At 46.9% G+C, this 15286-nt stretch carries 19 protein-coding genes; 11 read left to right on the top strand and 8 right to left on the bottom strand.

All coding sequences use genetic code 11. The features are described 5' to 3' along the window. Positions 1–4: 4 nt before the first annotated feature. The 5 genes from BL107_RS05725 to BL107_RS05700 form a co-directional block, all read right to left on the bottom strand. A complete protein-coding gene (locus BL107_RS05725) occupies positions 5–847 on the bottom strand; it encodes a PD-(D/E)XK nuclease family protein (protein WP_232192776.1) in 843 nt (280 codons plus the stop codon). A 321-nt stretch (positions 848–1168) separates the two neighbouring features. After that, positions 1169–1618: a hypothetical protein gene (locus BL107_RS05720; protein WP_009789330.1), complete on the bottom strand. Its 450-nt coding sequence runs from the start codon at positions 1616–1618 to the stop codon at positions 1169–1171. Between the two features lie 9 nt (positions 1619–1627). Beyond that, positions 1628–2239 (bottom strand): PD-(D/E)XK nuclease family protein, encoded by a 612-nt coding sequence (locus tag BL107_RS05715; protein WP_156779398.1) that lies wholly within the window; start codon positions 2237–2239, stop codon positions 1628–1630. Positions 2240–2491: 252 nt separating this feature from the next. After that, positions 2492–2773, bottom strand: coding sequence for a hypothetical protein (locus tag BL107_RS05710; protein WP_009789328.1), 282 nt, complete (start codon positions 2771–2773; stop codon positions 2492–2494). Between the two features lie 297 nt (positions 2774–3070). Next, the gene (locus tag BL107_RS05700) at positions 3071–3334 is read right to left on the bottom strand and encodes a hypothetical protein (RefSeq protein ID WP_009789326.1); all 264 of its coding nucleotides are present in this window, start codon (positions 3332–3334) and stop codon (positions 3071–3073) included. A 289-nt stretch (positions 3335–3623) separates the two neighbouring features. Here BL107_RS05700 and BL107_RS05695 point away from each other — a divergent pair, with 289 nt between their 5' ends. The 5 genes from BL107_RS05695 to BL107_RS12600 all read left to right on the top strand — a co-directional run bounded on the left by BL107_RS05695 (position 3624) and on the right by BL107_RS12600 (position 7485). After that, positions 3624–4736, top strand: coding sequence for a hypothetical protein (locus tag BL107_RS05695; protein ID WP_009789325.1), 1113 nt, complete (start codon positions 3624–3626; stop codon positions 4734–4736). A 410-nt stretch (positions 4737–5146) separates the two neighbouring features. Beyond that, entirely contained in the window at positions 5147–5299 is a 153-nt protein-coding gene (locus tag BL107_RS13070) for a hypothetical protein (RefSeq protein ID WP_009789324.1), read from the top strand. Further along, entirely contained in the window at positions 5296–6162 is an 867-nt protein-coding gene (locus BL107_RS05690) for a hypothetical protein (protein ID WP_009789323.1), read from the top strand. Before BL107_RS13070 ends, BL107_RS05690 begins: the two co-directional genes overlap by 4 nt. A gap of 776 nt (positions 6163–6938) precedes the next feature. Beyond that, positions 6939–7133, top strand: a complete 195-nt coding sequence (locus BL107_RS05685; protein ID WP_009789321.1) for a hypothetical protein — start codon at positions 6939–6941, stop codon at positions 7131–7133. After that, a complete protein-coding gene (locus tag BL107_RS12600) occupies positions 7126–7485 on the top strand; it encodes a hypothetical protein (protein WP_156779396.1) in 360 nt (119 codons plus the stop codon). Before BL107_RS05685 ends, BL107_RS12600 begins: the two co-directional genes overlap by 8 nt. 3 nt (positions 7486–7488) lie before the next feature. Here the strand turns inward: BL107_RS12600 and BL107_RS12595 are convergent, their stop codons facing one another. Continuing rightward, positions 7489–8220, bottom strand: coding sequence for a hypothetical protein (locus BL107_RS12595; protein WP_156779395.1), 732 nt, complete (start codon positions 8218–8220; stop codon positions 7489–7491). 217 nt (positions 8221–8437) lie between these two features. Here BL107_RS12595 and BL107_RS05680 point away from each other — a divergent pair, with 217 nt between their 5' ends. Together BL107_RS05680 and BL107_RS05675 are read left to right on the top strand one after the other, a co-directional pair. Next, positions 8438–8923 (top strand): hypothetical protein, encoded by a 486-nt coding sequence (locus BL107_RS05680; protein WP_198002326.1) that lies wholly within the window; start codon positions 8438–8440, stop codon positions 8921–8923. A 647-nt stretch (positions 8924–9570) separates the two neighbouring features. Beyond that, positions 9571–10176 (top strand): DUF4079 domain-containing protein, encoded by a 606-nt coding sequence (locus BL107_RS05675; protein WP_009789319.1) that lies wholly within the window; start codon positions 9571–9573, stop codon positions 10174–10176. A 64-nt stretch (positions 10177–10240) separates the two neighbouring features. Here BL107_RS05675 and BL107_RS05670 read toward each other — a convergent pair whose 3' ends face one another. Continuing rightward, a complete protein-coding gene (locus BL107_RS05670; RefSeq protein ID WP_009789318.1) occupies positions 10241–10837 on the bottom strand; it encodes a nucleoside triphosphate pyrophosphatase in 597 nt (198 codons plus the stop codon). Between the two features lie 112 nt (positions 10838–10949). On the opposite strand from BL107_RS05670, the gene BL107_RS05665 reads away from it, so the two are divergent. The 4 genes from BL107_RS05665 to BL107_RS05650 all read left to right on the top strand — a co-directional run bounded on the left by BL107_RS05665 (position 10950) and on the right by BL107_RS05650 (position 14557). Further along, positions 10950–11270 carry an Npun_F0494 family protein gene (locus BL107_RS05665; RefSeq protein ID WP_009789317.1) on the top strand — a complete coding sequence of 107 codons (321 nt, stop codon included), beginning with the start codon at positions 10950–10952 and terminating at the stop codon, positions 11268–11270. A gap of 13 nt (positions 11271–11283) precedes the next feature. Beyond that, entirely contained in the window at positions 11284–12774 is a 1491-nt protein-coding gene (locus tag BL107_RS05660; RefSeq protein WP_232192774.1) for a cobyric acid synthase, read from the top strand. Between the two features lie 219 nt (positions 12775–12993). Continuing rightward, positions 12994–13233 (top strand): 2Fe-2S iron-sulfur cluster-binding protein, encoded by a 240-nt coding sequence (locus BL107_RS05655; RefSeq protein WP_009789315.1) that lies wholly within the window; start codon positions 12994–12996, stop codon positions 13231–13233. Positions 13234–13732: 499 nt separating this feature from the next. Next, positions 13733–14557, top strand: a complete 825-nt coding sequence (locus tag BL107_RS05650) for a DUF3598 family protein (protein WP_071984229.1) — start codon at positions 13733–13735, stop codon at positions 14555–14557. Between the two features lie 13 nt (positions 14558–14570). Here the strand turns inward: BL107_RS05650 and BL107_RS05645 are convergent, their stop codons facing one another. Beyond that, complete coding sequence (locus BL107_RS05645) at positions 14571–15254, bottom strand: response regulator transcription factor (protein WP_009789312.1); 684 nt, start codon at positions 15252–15254, stop codon at positions 14571–14573. Positions 15255–15286 lie beyond the last annotated feature (32 nt).

The raw sequence follows: 15286 nt of genomic DNA, 5'->3' as shown, positions 1-15286 counted from the left end.
CCTCCTAGCTAGCCAAATCGAAAGCACTTTGCTCATCTGCAACTTCTTCACCATGAACTTCATACCATTCACCAAGTAGATCGAGCCATTTCTGTTGATACTCAAGAAGAAGATTTCCTTGTGTCGATACAACAGTCACAGGTTTACCCTCTTCAGGATGAGCAAATAAAAGACTTGTCCGTGTGATTGGTGATGGAAGCTGGTCTTGATAAAGATCACTTATTGCAAGGGAATATGCAGCTAGTTGAAGTCTCTGCTGCTCACAATATTTGGGGCTGACATACTTTCCAGGACGCTTGGTCTTGTAGTCAATAAGCACTACATCGCCTTTGACAAGCATGACTCCATCACAACTCCCTGCATATGAGCCAACACCAGCAATCGAATAGTGGAGAGGAATCTCCACAGCCAAGGTTTTGGTGGCTCTTGAGACAAGGCTTTGAAGTGGGTAAATCCACTTCAAATGCTTTTCAATAGGTGTGTGGTCGTGGCTTTGTAACCACTTCTCCATAGCTAAGTGAACTGCAGTGCCTCGTTGGGCTGATTCTCTGGTAACAGCATCGTGATCAATATCAGGCTCAGACTTCTTCCACCTCGACTTATCAAATGGGAATCTCCATCCCAAGATCGAAGTCACATTGGGTGCAACCCTTCCACCGGATTCATAGAGACCAAATGACCGTCCCTTTGGGAACCAACGCTCACTAACACGTTTAGGTGTGATTGGTTCAAAGACGGGCGGCTGCATCTCGCTAGAGGTGAGTAAGAAACGAGACGCCTGTATTTTGGCTGGACTTTGGATTGATGTCATGAGATTGGGTCCTGAGGCTTTGCTGTTCGCAATCAATTGGTTCGTATCAGACCTTATTTAGTTGTAGGTATTGACGTAATATTTTGAGTTTTTACTTCTCCATCCATACCTTAAAAATAAGATAGGTGCCTGGCAAAGCCACAAGCAATGCAAGTATTGGTGAGAGTGTCGCTCTATATAAATCGTATGACATGACATCACTAAGCAAGATGTATGTGCGAACTGATAGCCATGGAGAAAATCGCATACCAAAGACCAAGTAAAGGCAGCTAAAGGCAATAGTCCAAATAAATTTTTGATTGTCTGTCATTTCACGCTAGATCAAACGGAGGACAGAACTTCCTAGAGACAGAATATTCAAACAGTATCATTCTCGCCCTTCTCTTCGATTTGATTGGCACTATCAAGCATGTACATCTTTTCCAAGAAATCAATCCTAGGATCTGACTTCTCAGAAATAAGTCGGACTGCTTCTGCATTCAGACGATCAACAGATGCACTCTCACGCATAAGATGCCGAGCTATTGTTGACTGAATTGCTGCTGGTTGATAATGCCATGGCACAATCTTTGCATGACGCTTGCCATCTACCAAAACAAACATTGTGGCAAGCATCTTATGGCGAAAAATGCTTCCCAGTAACCCAAGTGGAAACTCTAATTCGTGGCAATGACAATCATAGATAGTGCCATTTCTCCGTAGCTTTACCCTCATGACCATACCGGTTCCATTAGGGTCATCTATTAACTCTGGTATAGCCTCAATAACTCTGGCCATTTGGATAGATGCGGCAAAGGGTTTATTCATGTCTCAGATTTAAAATAAGTCCGTAGTCCCTTTGTTCGAATCAGACTCAACCCTTGACTTACAGTCGGCAGAAGTAAGATCGCAGAAGCGGCACTCCCCATAGCTTGCGCATGTAAGGGTTTCAACTTCATCACCGGGAGGCAAAGAGGTTATACCCATCACACTATTTAATGTATTGATTAAGTCAATATCATTAATAGCTTCACTTGGTACAGGAATAAGCTTATCCTTGTACTGAACTTCACCCCTAAAGAATAACCCCCTATGCCTTTCATTTGCTAATGGTAGTGCAAGCATATAGAGCTTGACTTGTGTCACATCTGAATTGCGTTGCTGACCTGTTTTGCAGTCAATAACGAGAGCATCACTCCCTTTGATTGCAACAATATCGGCTTTACCAGAAAGGGTCGCGCCACTCTTGCCGGTCAGAGCAAATGAGTTTTGATCCTCTAGAAAGACCTTATAACCCTGAGATATAAGCTCTTGCTTTCTTTTTTCGATCAAGGCTGTATGGTCTTCGCACCATTTCGCTAAGTTAAAAGTTTTAGGAACCTTGGAATAGCCAAGATTATTAGCCCTGAACCAAAGCTTGTATTTGCAGGACTCTTCACCTGAAATCAACTTAGTAACCCAAGTGACCCAGATGTAGGGGGAGGTTCTTGGCTTGGCTGTGCTTTTTGTTTGGAGCATTGTTTGAGACTGATACTGTTTAAAATTTGGAGTGTTAACGCTTAAGGCAGCGTTCTAGATAGTCGTCACCTCTTCGTGACTCCAGTTCATTGACCTTCTCTTTGATGGCATCAATTTCATGAGCCTGAGTATGGAGAAGATCACTTAATCGACTAATCAACTCATCAATAAGCTGTGTATATTTCATAGCTGCGAGGCGATCTGAGCTAACAACCTTTGTTGACGCTTACGTTTTCGTCCTTCAATCCGATTCTGTACAGACTGCTGCCACCTGGCCTCATCCAAGGCTTCAGCTGCTTTCATGACATGTTCTTCGGTCATTAACTCAAGCCAGTCATAAATTGCCTGACGTGCAAGAGCCGTTGTCTTTATACCTTTGTCCTTAGCTATTTGCTGAAGGATTACTCCTCTTGCTGGATCTAAAAGGAGTTGAAGATAAATCTTGTTGCCGTGTTGAAGTGCCATTTCAGTTTTCCTCTAGATGCTTAGATCCAGGATGTCGATCTGAGATCTTGGCGCCGTTCCAAGTAGCTAAGACCCGATTTTCCATCGCAGCAATCTGATAAATCCCTGAATTCTCGATTTGCTGAAGCACATCGTCGAACCTGAGTTCGTTCGCCAAACTCGAGACAGGTTGTTGCTCATGAGGATTCACGTGCCAGAACCTGACCGTCAGTTCGACGGTTGTTTCCCGAAGACCTTCCCTGGAAATCAAGGGAATTTCTGGTTGCTCTGATTTTGAAAAATTCATTTGATTCGACATCAGTAATTTCCTTTACGGCTGTCGAAGTCATATGCAGTAATCAGTACGCCATCACTGGCGACGACTACAACACCGCCTTTATCCAAGGCAGTACATAGGTTTTTGCGGATCTGGTCGAACTCTCCCATGAGGTTTTTGATCTGCTTCTTACCAAGGACGAATTTCTCGCCGTGGCGAATGCCATGACGAATAGCCAGTTCAACGGTGGCTTCCCGTATTCCTCTCTTGCTGATGCGTGATCCGTAGTGATGCGTTTTTGCCATGGGAATGAATTAGACTCAATAAGTATTGACCCACTAGTGGCCCAATGTCAAGCAATTCCCTGCGCTCGGATCCGCGCACGCGACGCAAGAAAGGCTCGACGTTGTCCAAGAATCCAGTCCTGGCTTGTTATTACGGCTATCCAGAAAGACAATAGGTATAGGGACTCGTGAATGCATGCTCAGGGAGGTCACAGTGATATTTGAGCATCAAAGGTTTGCCGGCCAGAGCATTGTTGACCCACTAGTGGCCCGATGGTAAGCTTCAGTTGTTCTGACTTAGGTACCCCGCATGCCATCAGATAAATTGATGGAATCGGCCAAGAGGGCAATTGAGAAAGGCGATCGCCCTGCAATTAAAGATCTATGGCTATTAGCAAGACAGCAAAATAATTTCGAGGTCGTAGGATTAATAGATGAATATGACTTTGTTGAGTCGAGCCGATGGAAAGAGAAAGAGCAGCTGCTCGATGCCACTCACCGTGCAATAAAGGACAACAATAAAGAAGATGCCTATTCAATACTTCAAAAGGCGAAAGAGAAAGGACACATTGAAGTCGTCAAACTAGTTGAGAAATCAGGACTCTCAGATTTATATAGAACTAGCGAAGATTATCTAAGGCAAGTCGAAGAAGCTATTAATCATATTGAATCACTTACTGTTTATAGATACAAAGATATAGACAGGCAGAATGTCCATCACCATCACGCCAAATCAATAACATTCCATTGCCCTGAGCACGGCACTTTTGCTATTAGCTCGACGTCAGCCTTAAAAATATTGCAAAAAACAGACCCGGCTGAGCTTGAGATCTGCCCTAATTGCAAGGGATTCAAACGAGCACGCGACAGACTTCAAGTCAATATCAAGCTGAGCCTTGACCACTCAAAAAAAATATCCGAATTACTATCTTTTTATCACAATCAAAATTTATCCTTTTTAGAAACCCAGTGCGATACAAGCGCGACTTCAAATGCTACGTCTCTTGGACGATTCATTCTGGAAACTGCAATCGAAAAAATTTACTACGAAATGCTCAATGAGCGACAAATCAATGAATTGGCTGATTGGATTCAACTTGATGAATTCCAAGAGGTCAGATCTGCCATTGAGTCTCTAGGGAATGATCCAACCAAGCATATCGCTCTATATACGCCAGAATACATAAAGTTTCTCACTGTGGCTGATGCCAAACTTTTTCAAACTTATTTGAAACGCGCACGATCAGAATGGAAAGAGATGGCATCGAGCAATCTCTTCGAAAAGCTATTCGAGGGGCTTTGGCACGAGGCCATCGGCGTTGCCTTAAGCAGGTATCAGTCAAATCCAAGTTTCATTGAGCAAGACACCGAGATTCTGAAGCGTTTAGAGCAGATGAAATCAAGAGATGGTGGACTAAGTTAGCAATTGGTTTCGCTCAGAACAACTGCCTTGCAACACATTTACCCTTTTTACACCTACTATTGTGAAGGGAGAAAGACTCCCTAATGCTGGCTGGATGCCAGGATAAAAAAACAGTCTTGGATGAATGGCTAAAAGCAGTAGTTACAAGATTGCGTTAATACGCGCCTAGGAACACAAACGGTAGTGGCTGTTGTGGTTGGTCCCAATACGTATGCCTGACGTGACGTCTCGACAGCGGCACTGAAACCTCTCCCAAACATCTCAAAAGGTTCTGTCAATAGTGGCGGAGCCTTCGGCATACAAGCCTTTCTACATCCCAAACATCTCTGTATCACCATTAGCCAGGACAAGTCACCAGCTAGTGGTGGAAGCTTTTTCCGTGCGGAAAAAAACCAATAAATACCATCTACATGAAATTAACAATCGAAATCCCAAAGCAGTATTACGACATCACTAGAGATAATCCTGCCTCACTAATTCTTGAGGTTGCCCAAACAGACTGGAAGGAGTTTGCATTTGATATGGCTGATGCTGTCGAACGAGCCCTGGAGGATCAGACATGAGCCTTAGACAGCTAATTACGCCCAAGAATGACGATGGAAGCATCGATCACCGATACGTTCTAATTGCCAAAGAAATTGCTGAACTAGCAGGTGAAAGAGTTGAAACTCAACTTCGAAAGCTATACGTCACAACAAACAACCTTGAAAAAGAATCTGCCTCTGCAGGACTACAACTTGTGATCGCCTTGTTCAGCGTCCCAATGGATGAACGCTACGAAAGGTCTAAGCTGAAAAAACATATTCGTGAACAGCTTCAAGAGATTGGATTCAAGCCATCAAAGGTTAGTAAGTTGATGAAGGCTGGAGAGTTTTATGCAAGATTGCATGGTAGGCGTTATGACGAATTTGAGTATTTTACAGAAACGGAGTTAATCAAAAGACAAAACAGTTTCCTTGACGAATACTTCAAGAATGTCTCCAAGCTCTACGAGCTGTCTCGCATGAGTGATGGAGCTATAGATCTAGTACGAAGAGAATTTCTCGACGACAACAAGGTTTATTCACAAGCTGAGTTAGAGACGTTGTGTCAGTCAAGTCCGAAGGATGAACATGAAAGGAGGGGACGTAAACGAAGTGCTACCAACTTTCACGAGATACGTCCAACGTATGCACTAGCCGCGCATGAGTCATTGGCTGTCATGGACGATGCCGTAGACGAATCCGTCATTGAAAAGCAAGAGTCCGGCCAAAGACTGATCAAGCAATTCTTCCAACTGTTTGTGTCAGGTGAAATAGAACACCGCCTCGACGGATTCACACCTGCTGCACAAGCTGACCTCATCGACGAAATCAAGGCGGGTATCCCTTTGCTTGAAGAGTTCGTTGCCAAAAATAAAACCATTGAAGTCATTCCTTTCCATTGATTTATGAATCAAGAACCACGCAGTAATTATGTACGACCACACATCAGGTTCTGGTGTCGTGGTCAGATTGCAGTTAGTGCACGACTACGTATCGACAGCATCCTCAAGTCACACCCCAGAGACGCTCAGGCGATGATCAGCGAATGGGTAATCGAATAATTAGCGGGTGTTTAAATTTCGAATTTGAAATCTTTTATTCAATAAAACAACAATGATCAAACCTATAACTAATTTCAACGAAGCCATTGAGATCTACTTCAAAGCAGGCAGTGCTCACCTACGTTTTAAAGAGGGGGTAAGTCTTGAATCTCTGCTTAAAGTGAAAATAGATGAGTCCAGGAATTTGTTTCCAAAAGACTTTTCTTAACTACCTCTTTCAATTGAGGCAGGGGTTCCGAAAACTCAGTGGGAGTGTGACACTATGCCTGGGTCAGCTCGACAAGGACCTTTGGATCCCTTATCAGGGGTAGACCCTGCAGAGCATCCGCTGTCTATACGGTCTGTCTACGTTTTGCTCGTCGTGCTCCTCAGTGCATGGGTTCTGGGTGCTGCTCTCCGGTTGAGCGCTGAGTTCGCCGGATGATGAGTCCGCTGAGCGATGGCGGCTCTTTATTCGAGTGTCCTTAGAGGCACCTGCATCCTTGGCGGTGCGGAGGCGAGGGATCGACCTGCTGCCTGATCTATCAACACAGACGTGACAGAGGAGAGAGATGGAGTGCTCAACGATATGGACGCATAACTGGATAGGGTCCGCAGAACTTTGGTCCAGCTCAACCGTGATCAAGAACCCCTTTCTTCAGAACGCTTGGAAGGTAATCACATGGCGGTGGAGGTTGCAGCTGGCAATCAATGCTCCCTTTGGACTGCTTTGGTTGGCAGATAAGACCAACCCTGCTGTGCACACCTTTGACATGGCAGTGCTTGCAGCACTTCATGCTGAGTGGTTGGCTCCAATGATGGGGATTGCTTGAGTCATCTCGTCGTCTTAAAGCACTACAGATTCAAAACAATGAAGAGGTACCAGCTAATGATGCACGCAACGCAGCAATGCGTCAGCAACGTCTAGAAGACGCTAGAGAACCTCTTAGAGAAGACGAAGCACCAGATGCTCCCATACTTCCTCCAATGGCTTCAGAGGTGATTACACAGCAAGCACGAGCCATTCCAATTACACATTCACAATCATCTAATGAAGTAGATAGAAATCGTGAATACAAGATTCGACGTGCTGCATTAGGAGATAACCCAACACAAGAGGAAATGGATGCTGTTGTTGCTTATGGGTTAGATCAACATCGAATTAATTTTCCAAATCTTTATTAGAAACTAGTTTTGATATGGTAATTTTTCAATTCTAGGGCAATATTTATTTGCTACAGCACGAGCAGTCTTGTCGTAGTAGACATCCTGCCAGCCTTTTTTAAAGGCACCAGCACTAATGTCACCTTTCCGGTTATAGGTGCGATCACGACAATCTAATTGGTACTCAAACCAACGCTTCTGAGTGCCACCTTGTGTTCCTGGTGAGTAGCTTGGAGCAATATATCCAGTGCGATTGCAAGAGGTTGTGGCAGTAGAACCGAATGAGTTTGTACTACAATTAATACTCCCAGGAGAGCCAGAATTGTAATAGCCAGGAGTGCCTGAGTAATCATTAATACTTCTGCCCCAAAAAGTTAAGTACCTTCCGTAATTTTCTCTAATCTTGAGCTGTTTGATTGTGCTCTTTCTGTAGGTATACCCTTCCGCAACTTCAACATCATCATTTTTTTTGCATTCCTCGCGGCTTGGCATATTAGTGCATATGAATTCTGTATATTCATTGTCATCCATGCAGAAAGTCCCAAATATATTTTTACGTAATTTCTTTCCGTTTCCTTTCTTACTGCAGGGATCTTTGCTGTTTTCCTGACTTGACTCAGTACTTTTCTCGTTGTTTTCTCTTATACAACCTGAGTAATCCTTTGCTTCGATGCATAGCTTGTGAATCTTACTATCTACTTCAGCAAACGCTGGCAGTGAAACGGCAAGAAGAAGTGGTGCAAGAAGAATTCTCATATACTAATGACTTGCCTTTCTAGTCTATTACGGGTTTAGGTAATCAGCAAATGACTACGTCTTTGCAAGAAAAAGTGGATGCAGCTGTTGCTAAATGATTAAAAAAGTCTTGGATAAATTTCCATAATCCTTATCAATAGTATTTTTTCAATATTTGATTGTCATTGTTTATTATCCTAGGCTAGTTATAGTGGTGTGGATAAGTTTGGTTTCTTTTATGAAAAAGACATTTCTTCTTGCTGCCTCTGTCTTTTCACTCACTGCCACTCTGTTCCCAATCGCACGAGCTGATGAGGCGACGCTATTCGTCTGCATCAAAAAATATACTGCTTTAGGCATTACTCCTGATACGGCGCTTTCTGAGTGCAAACAAAAGTCTCTCGCTGGCTGTATTAATACACTTCTTGGAAAGGACAAAGAAATCATTTCGACTGTCAAAAAGAATGATGGATATTTAATTGACTTAGGTGAAAATCAAGACAACTGGTTAGAAGGTGGTGGTTGGCGCGATAAAGGATGTAAACCTTATGTCAATGGAGCAAGTAAGACAACAAGAATAGGTGATCCTTGGAATGGCGAAGTGAAACTTGAGTGGTTTGCTCAAGGAATTTGCCCATCAAATACATACAACACTGGTATAAAGTATTCATTGGCAAGTGCAGAGTTAGCTTGCAAGCTTCGTGCCATTAAGGAATCTGAATAACTATTTAAAACCTTAAAAGACTAGAAAAAATCCCAAAAAAAATAATTTAAATATCTGAAGCCGTATTCGTATAAGCAAGGACATAAAACTCCCCCTGCCCCCTTGCTTCTTCGCTCTACAGCTCCTCAGACGCTCCCAAATAGGGCTCCACCTGTTTCCAGAGCTGTTCTGAAGCGTCACTCGGCGTGGCTAGCTCAAACTTTCAACAGAACCTACTCAAACTATTCCCAAAAATGATTGGCATGACTAAATAATCAGGACTACATAAACAAGTACCGCACCTTCAAAGTGACTTTCCAGCTGCTCTAGCTGCTTCGAGGCTTACAGAGACGTCTCGCAATCTGTCTTTGTTTAGCTCTGGTCAACAACGAGCCAACGGCCTACTCAAACTTTACTCGAACCTTTAAAACTAGCCTAAACCGCAGTCATAGGCTGAAAGCAGGTACTACTCCCGCAAGGTCTAAGTTCAAAGTTCATATCAAGAGCAAGAGATACCTTTTGCTCAACCTTTGCAAGCCTTGCCTCCTTTCTTTTGGAGAGCAAGGCTTTTTTGCGGTCCACCCTTTGGAGTGATTTCAGCAGGACTCGACCAATTGCAGGCTCATTGATGGGACATAGTCTTTGAGGCCTCGAGATTGTTGTTAGGCATGGAATCCATAAGCCCCCACGACTGGCTGAGCTTGGTTCATCCGGTGTTGATGATTCTGTTCGTCTACCCCGTATTCGGGGCCACGGTGCGTCTCGGAATCCTTGCCCGCGAAAAACGCCTAGATCTCAACCCCATCGCCGACACGGTGCCGATTGAACATGCCCAACATGCGGCCTGGGCCGTGGGAGGGATTCTTGTTGCCATCCCGATCGCCCTGAGCGTCAGCCTGCTCAAAACCACATCTCCATTCACGCTGGTGTTGGTCGCTGGGGTGGTGCTGTTCAGCTACAGCAAAGTTTTAAAGACAAAGCTGATTGGGCAACGCCTGGCCTGGGCCGCCACCAGCTGGATCGGACTCTTACTACTCGGACTCCAACCAGCAGTGGAGCGACTGAGCGATCAGCCATGGACCGTGTTGTTCTGGCAATCCCACTTTTGGATGGGCATGGCTCTCATCGCGCTGCTGCTTGCAACGACAGCAATGCAACCCAGCATTGGCCGCAACATGCAAATCAGGCGCCTGCATATCAGCGCCAATGTGATCGTTGCACTTCTTCTTTTCATGCAAGCTGTGTCTGGAGCCAGGAATTTATTGCTGCGCTAGTCGACTCAATTCCGCAAAATAGATGCGTTTGATCATACTTTTAATAAGCCTCTGAAGATAGCAATCACTGGCTCGAAAGAACCAACCCTTCAGTCGTCAAAGGCAACACATCTCGCAACCAAGGAAGGCTTAAGCCAATCACATTCGAATAACAACCATTTAATCCACGAATGAACAACCCACCGCGACCCTCCAGGGCAAACCCTCCCGCACAATGAAGCGGTTCCCCACTCGCCACATAGGCTTCAATTTCGCTCAAACCAAGCTCCGCAAAATGCACCGCGGTGCTGATGCAAGCCATCACCGTCTCCTGCTCCTCTGCGATCAGGCAGTGACCCGTCAGCAACTCGCCGCTATGGCCAGCCATACGTTGCCAGCGATTGATCGCCTCCTTGGCATCGACTGGCTTTCCAAATACCTCACCCTCGAAAACAAACACCGAATCGCATCCGAGCACAGCTGTGATCTCGGCATCGACAGAGGGTTCCAGACAACTCTGAACAGCTGAAGCCTTGGCAAACGCGAGCTGTTGCACGAGTGCGCTTGGGTCTCGAGCATCAATCGTGCTCTCATCAACACCGCTAACCCGAACACGATGGGGGATCGCCGCCTGCTCCAGCAGACGGCGACGGGCTGGAGATGCTGAGGCGAGGAGGAGCACAGAAACACAACGCTGAACAACGGTTCGTAGGCTGCCAGGGTTAGGCCTCAATGCCATCGCCCACCCCACCGACCTGCTTGACCAACGCAGCCGCAACAGGGCCAGTAGGGCGATGCGCTGCCTGCCGTTTTCTGAAGCTGTTTATCGAGGCCTTCAGGAACAAGGCCTCGATGCGGGCCAACTCCTGAATAATCCCAGCACGTATCAACGCAAGGGGAGTTGGTATCACAACAGTGATGCACTCGAGAACGATCTGCTTTGGCTGATTTGCGTGGGAGTCCTGCGCCGGGAAGTGGATGGCCAAGGCCTCACCAGCAGGTTCCGCCTAACCCCACTCGGCCGCCAACTGCTCGACGACACCCCAGACCTGCTGCACCTGCCGGTGTCTTGGACCGAGGCACTTCAACACTGGCTTCGGCGCAGGATGTCTTGAAACGATGCTTGCGATGCAGCGCCCACTGATGGTGCTCGGCACCTCCAGTGGTGCCGGCAAAACACTGATGACGGCAGCCCTCTGCCGGGTGCTGAAACGTCAGGGAGAGCAACCCCTGCCTTTCAAGGGTCAGAACATGAGTAACAACGCCTGGGTGGATGGCGCGGGAGGCGAGATGGCCTACTCCCAAGCGATGCAGGCCTGGGCCGCTGGTCTTGAACCCTGCTGCGCCATGAACCCTGTGCTGCTCAAGCCGAAGGGCGACAGCACGAGCGAGGTCATCCATTCAGGCCAAAGCGTCGGCACCGCCCGTGCCGAGCATTACTACCGCGATTGGTTTCGTCCAGGCTGGCAAGCCATTCGCAGCGGATTAACCGAGCTGCAACAGCAATGGCCTGAAGGACGTTTGGTTCTAGAAGGGGCCGGCAGCCCTGTGGAGGTGAACCTGCAACGGCGTGACCTCACCAACCTCAGGTTGGCGCAATACCTTCGGGCCAACTGTCTGCTCGTCGCCGACATCGAGCGGGGCGGCGTCTTTGCCCAAATTGTTGGCACCCTCGCCTTGCTTCGCCCCGTGGAACGACCGCTGATCAAAGGAATCTTGATCAACCGTTTCCGCGGCCGCCGTGAATTATTTGATCAGGGGAGAGTCTGGCTGGAAGACAACACCGGAGTGCCAGTGCTGGGAGTGATGCCCTGGCTGAATGAGTTGTTCCCCCCCGAAGACTCCCTCGACTTACTCGAGCGAAAGCCCAGCCGTGGTGCCACCGACCTGGACATCGCCGTGTTGCGATTGCCGTCGTTGAGCAACTTCTCCGATCTCGATCCTCTGGAAACGGAAGCCACAGTGCAGCTGCGATGGGTTGCTCCAGGGGAGGATCTTGGCGTGCCCGATGCCGTCGTGATTCCGGGCAGCAAGCAAACCCTGCGCGACTTGTCCGCCATGCGCAGCAGTGGACTTGCAGAAGCGCTGCAGTCCTACAGCTCAGGGGGAGGCCATGTGTTCGGCATTTGCGGTGGCATGCAGATGCTTGGCCAAGAGCTCGAGGATCCTCAGGGCCTTGAAGGTGGCGGCCCCTCTAGCGAAACCGGACTCGGCCTCCTTCCGCTTCACACCATCTTCACGGACAACAAAGCACTGCGGCAGCGCAGCAGTGCAGCTCTCTGGCCCGAAGGAAACTCACCCCTTCAGCTGGAGGGCTTTGAGCTGCACTACGGCCGCACCACAGCATCTGCCCCCTGCGAACCGTTGTGCGATGGGGAAGGACTGGGCTGGGCCAAACACTTCGGAGAGGATGGTGGCCTGGTGGCAGGCACCTATTTGCATGGAGTGTTTGAGAACGGTCCCTGGCGGCGACGCTGGCTGAACCAACTCAGAGCGGCCAAAGGATTGCCGCCGCTCACCGAGCAGCAGCCGCATCACAGCCGGCAGCGGGAAGCACTGCTCGATCGGCTCGCGGATGCCTTCGAAGAACACATCAATCTCGAACCACTTTTACGCTAAATAATCTTCACCACGTCTGCTTAGAAACTGAGGTTGGGCATTGCGGCCATCCCTCCATGAACTGTTCATACCAAAATCAAGCGAACAGAAGTCTCAACACGATCCACTCCACAAAACATCAAATTGACCCGAATAAATTGAGATTGACAATGCCGACAGACAAGACCCATCGAATGAACCTGATCGTTCGTCCATAGTGTTCATCCCGATGACAGCTCGATGAGCAGCATTCCTGTGCGTTGGCCCCATGGCCAAACCACCGTGGAAACCGTTGGTGAGGACTGGTTGAAAGCCGCTAGCAACGCAGACGTTTCGATTCCAACTGGCTGCTTGGGGGGCAGCTGTGGCGCCTGTGAAATCGAAGTGAACGGCAAAATGGTTCGGGCCTGCATCAGCACCGTTCCACCCTCAAAATCAGGAGAGTTGGTGGTGACATTTGCCACCGACCCCTACTGGTAAATCAATTCAGCCAGCTTGCATCGGCGCAAGACATCCCATCACCTTTAAGGTTCGAATACTCTGGGCAAAGAGTAAAAAACTCTGCTTTATTTCTTTTAGTCAGACCCACCAAACAAAAGAAGTCAGCAAACGGGCTGGACCATCAAGAGGTTGAGCGATACCGTTCGCCTATCAGCCATCTTGAAATGCGGAGTTACACAAAAACATTAAGGAGCGCTGCTTTAACAGGATTAGCGATGCTCGCAGCAGTGGCGATCACCATCCACATCGTTCTCACATTCTTTTTCATGCACGGCTTGCTTCTCACGATGTGCTTCCTTGCAGCCTTGATTGTGGTGATGCCAAGAATTGGCCGGTGGCATAGCAAACGACAACTCCATTCATCGACAAATTAAAAAGTCTGATGCAACGATTGGTATCAGTCGACATCAAAAACAAATAGATCCTATTTGTCCGAATCAAGAGATGACATTGGTGCACACTAGACCATAAAAATAATATGACGAATCGATCCACAACTAATTGGAATTTATTTTGGCAGCACCATTTAGGCAGCTGGTTAGGCCAGTGGACGCGTTATTCCAAATCGGGTAAAATTCAGGAAACATTTAAAAGCACACGTTCATTTTCAGCCAATTCAGATCACTCTGAGATCGCTCAAATCAATCAACAAACGGGTGTCAACGGCGATACAAATACTATGCAATGGAATTACTCCATCCATGAACATAGTCATAACGATGGATTTGCCCACCCAGCTAGCACCTTGATGCGGGGCTTTGCTTTTGAGAATGGAGCAGCAGCATGGTTAATACCGCAGCTTGAAGATACCCAATATCAACCCTTTGAACTCTTTCTAATGCAAAAGGATATTCGCCATAGCGTAGGAGTTCTATATGGAGATAGCGGGCAAATACTGCATACAGCAAGCATTCGCGAATACCGTGGCGACCTTTTAAATAACAGCTGGTCAACCAATATTGACCAAGTCAATCCCTGGAGCATTGAGGGAATGTGGCAAGGAGACAAACTCCAAATCAATTCGAATCTTTCCCGAAACCTCATTCAAGCCATTCAATGGCAATGGGATAAAGACGAACTTGAAGACAATCAATCCAATCACTTCTTCCCTGACAACATCATTCTTCGCTGCCCCAAAAAGCTATTAAAGGACAAGTTATTTAACATCACTATTTACTGGCAGACGAAAAACAATCAACTACAAATCATTCGATCAGATTACAACCAGCTCCACCAACTTATTAAAGTGAGCCAACAGACGATGCATCAAACAGCCACGCATCAGATAGCCAAAGAATCTTAAAGCAATGAATTTATTACATCCCTGCGCGTATGGCAGAAATCACTGCTTGGGTTCGATCTTTGACGCCCAGCTTACCAATTACAGTACTCACGTGGCTTTTAATTGTTTCGGGGCTGACGAACAAGACTTCGGCCATTTCCTTGTTACTCATGCCTTGGCACAAGGCTTCTAAAACTTCTGATTCACGGTCTGATAATCCTGCAAGCTCGATACTTTTCACATACCCAGCCATGGTTCTCACCTCTTTCGGATAGTAACTTGATCCATTCGCAATCGCTCGAATGGACTTTAGAAAATCACCATCAGCACTTTGACCAATCGAATGAACGAAAATAATTCCATCAACATTCGCCTCAATCGCTTCTCGCACAACGTCTTGACTTTCACGGTGCAAAAACAATAAAACCCTCGTTACTGGGGAAATATTTTTAACTTTTAAGGCAAGATTTATACCATAACCCTGCTCTAATTGTTCTGTGATATAAAGCAAATCTGGCTGCCTATCCTGACAAGCCGTCAACGCTTCTCGTTCTGTTGTATACGCACCCAGGAGTGAATGATTGATAGGAACAGCATGACTAAAGGCTGCCAGCGTGAGCATATCTCCCATACAAGCCATCGAAGTCTTACCTACTAACAGGCCTTTCACTTCCTCCAACGCTTCGCGCACGCGATCTGACTGAACCAAGTATTCCACGTTTGGGTAAGCAGTCCTTGCTGGTCATGATC

It is taken from the genome of Synechococcus sp. BL107, assembly GCF_000153805.1.
In the GTDB taxonomy this organism is placed as follows: domain Bacteria; phylum Cyanobacteriota; class Cyanobacteriia; order PCC-6307; family Cyanobiaceae; genus Parasynechococcus.
This window is presented reverse-complemented; position numbering and strand designations above follow the sequence as displayed.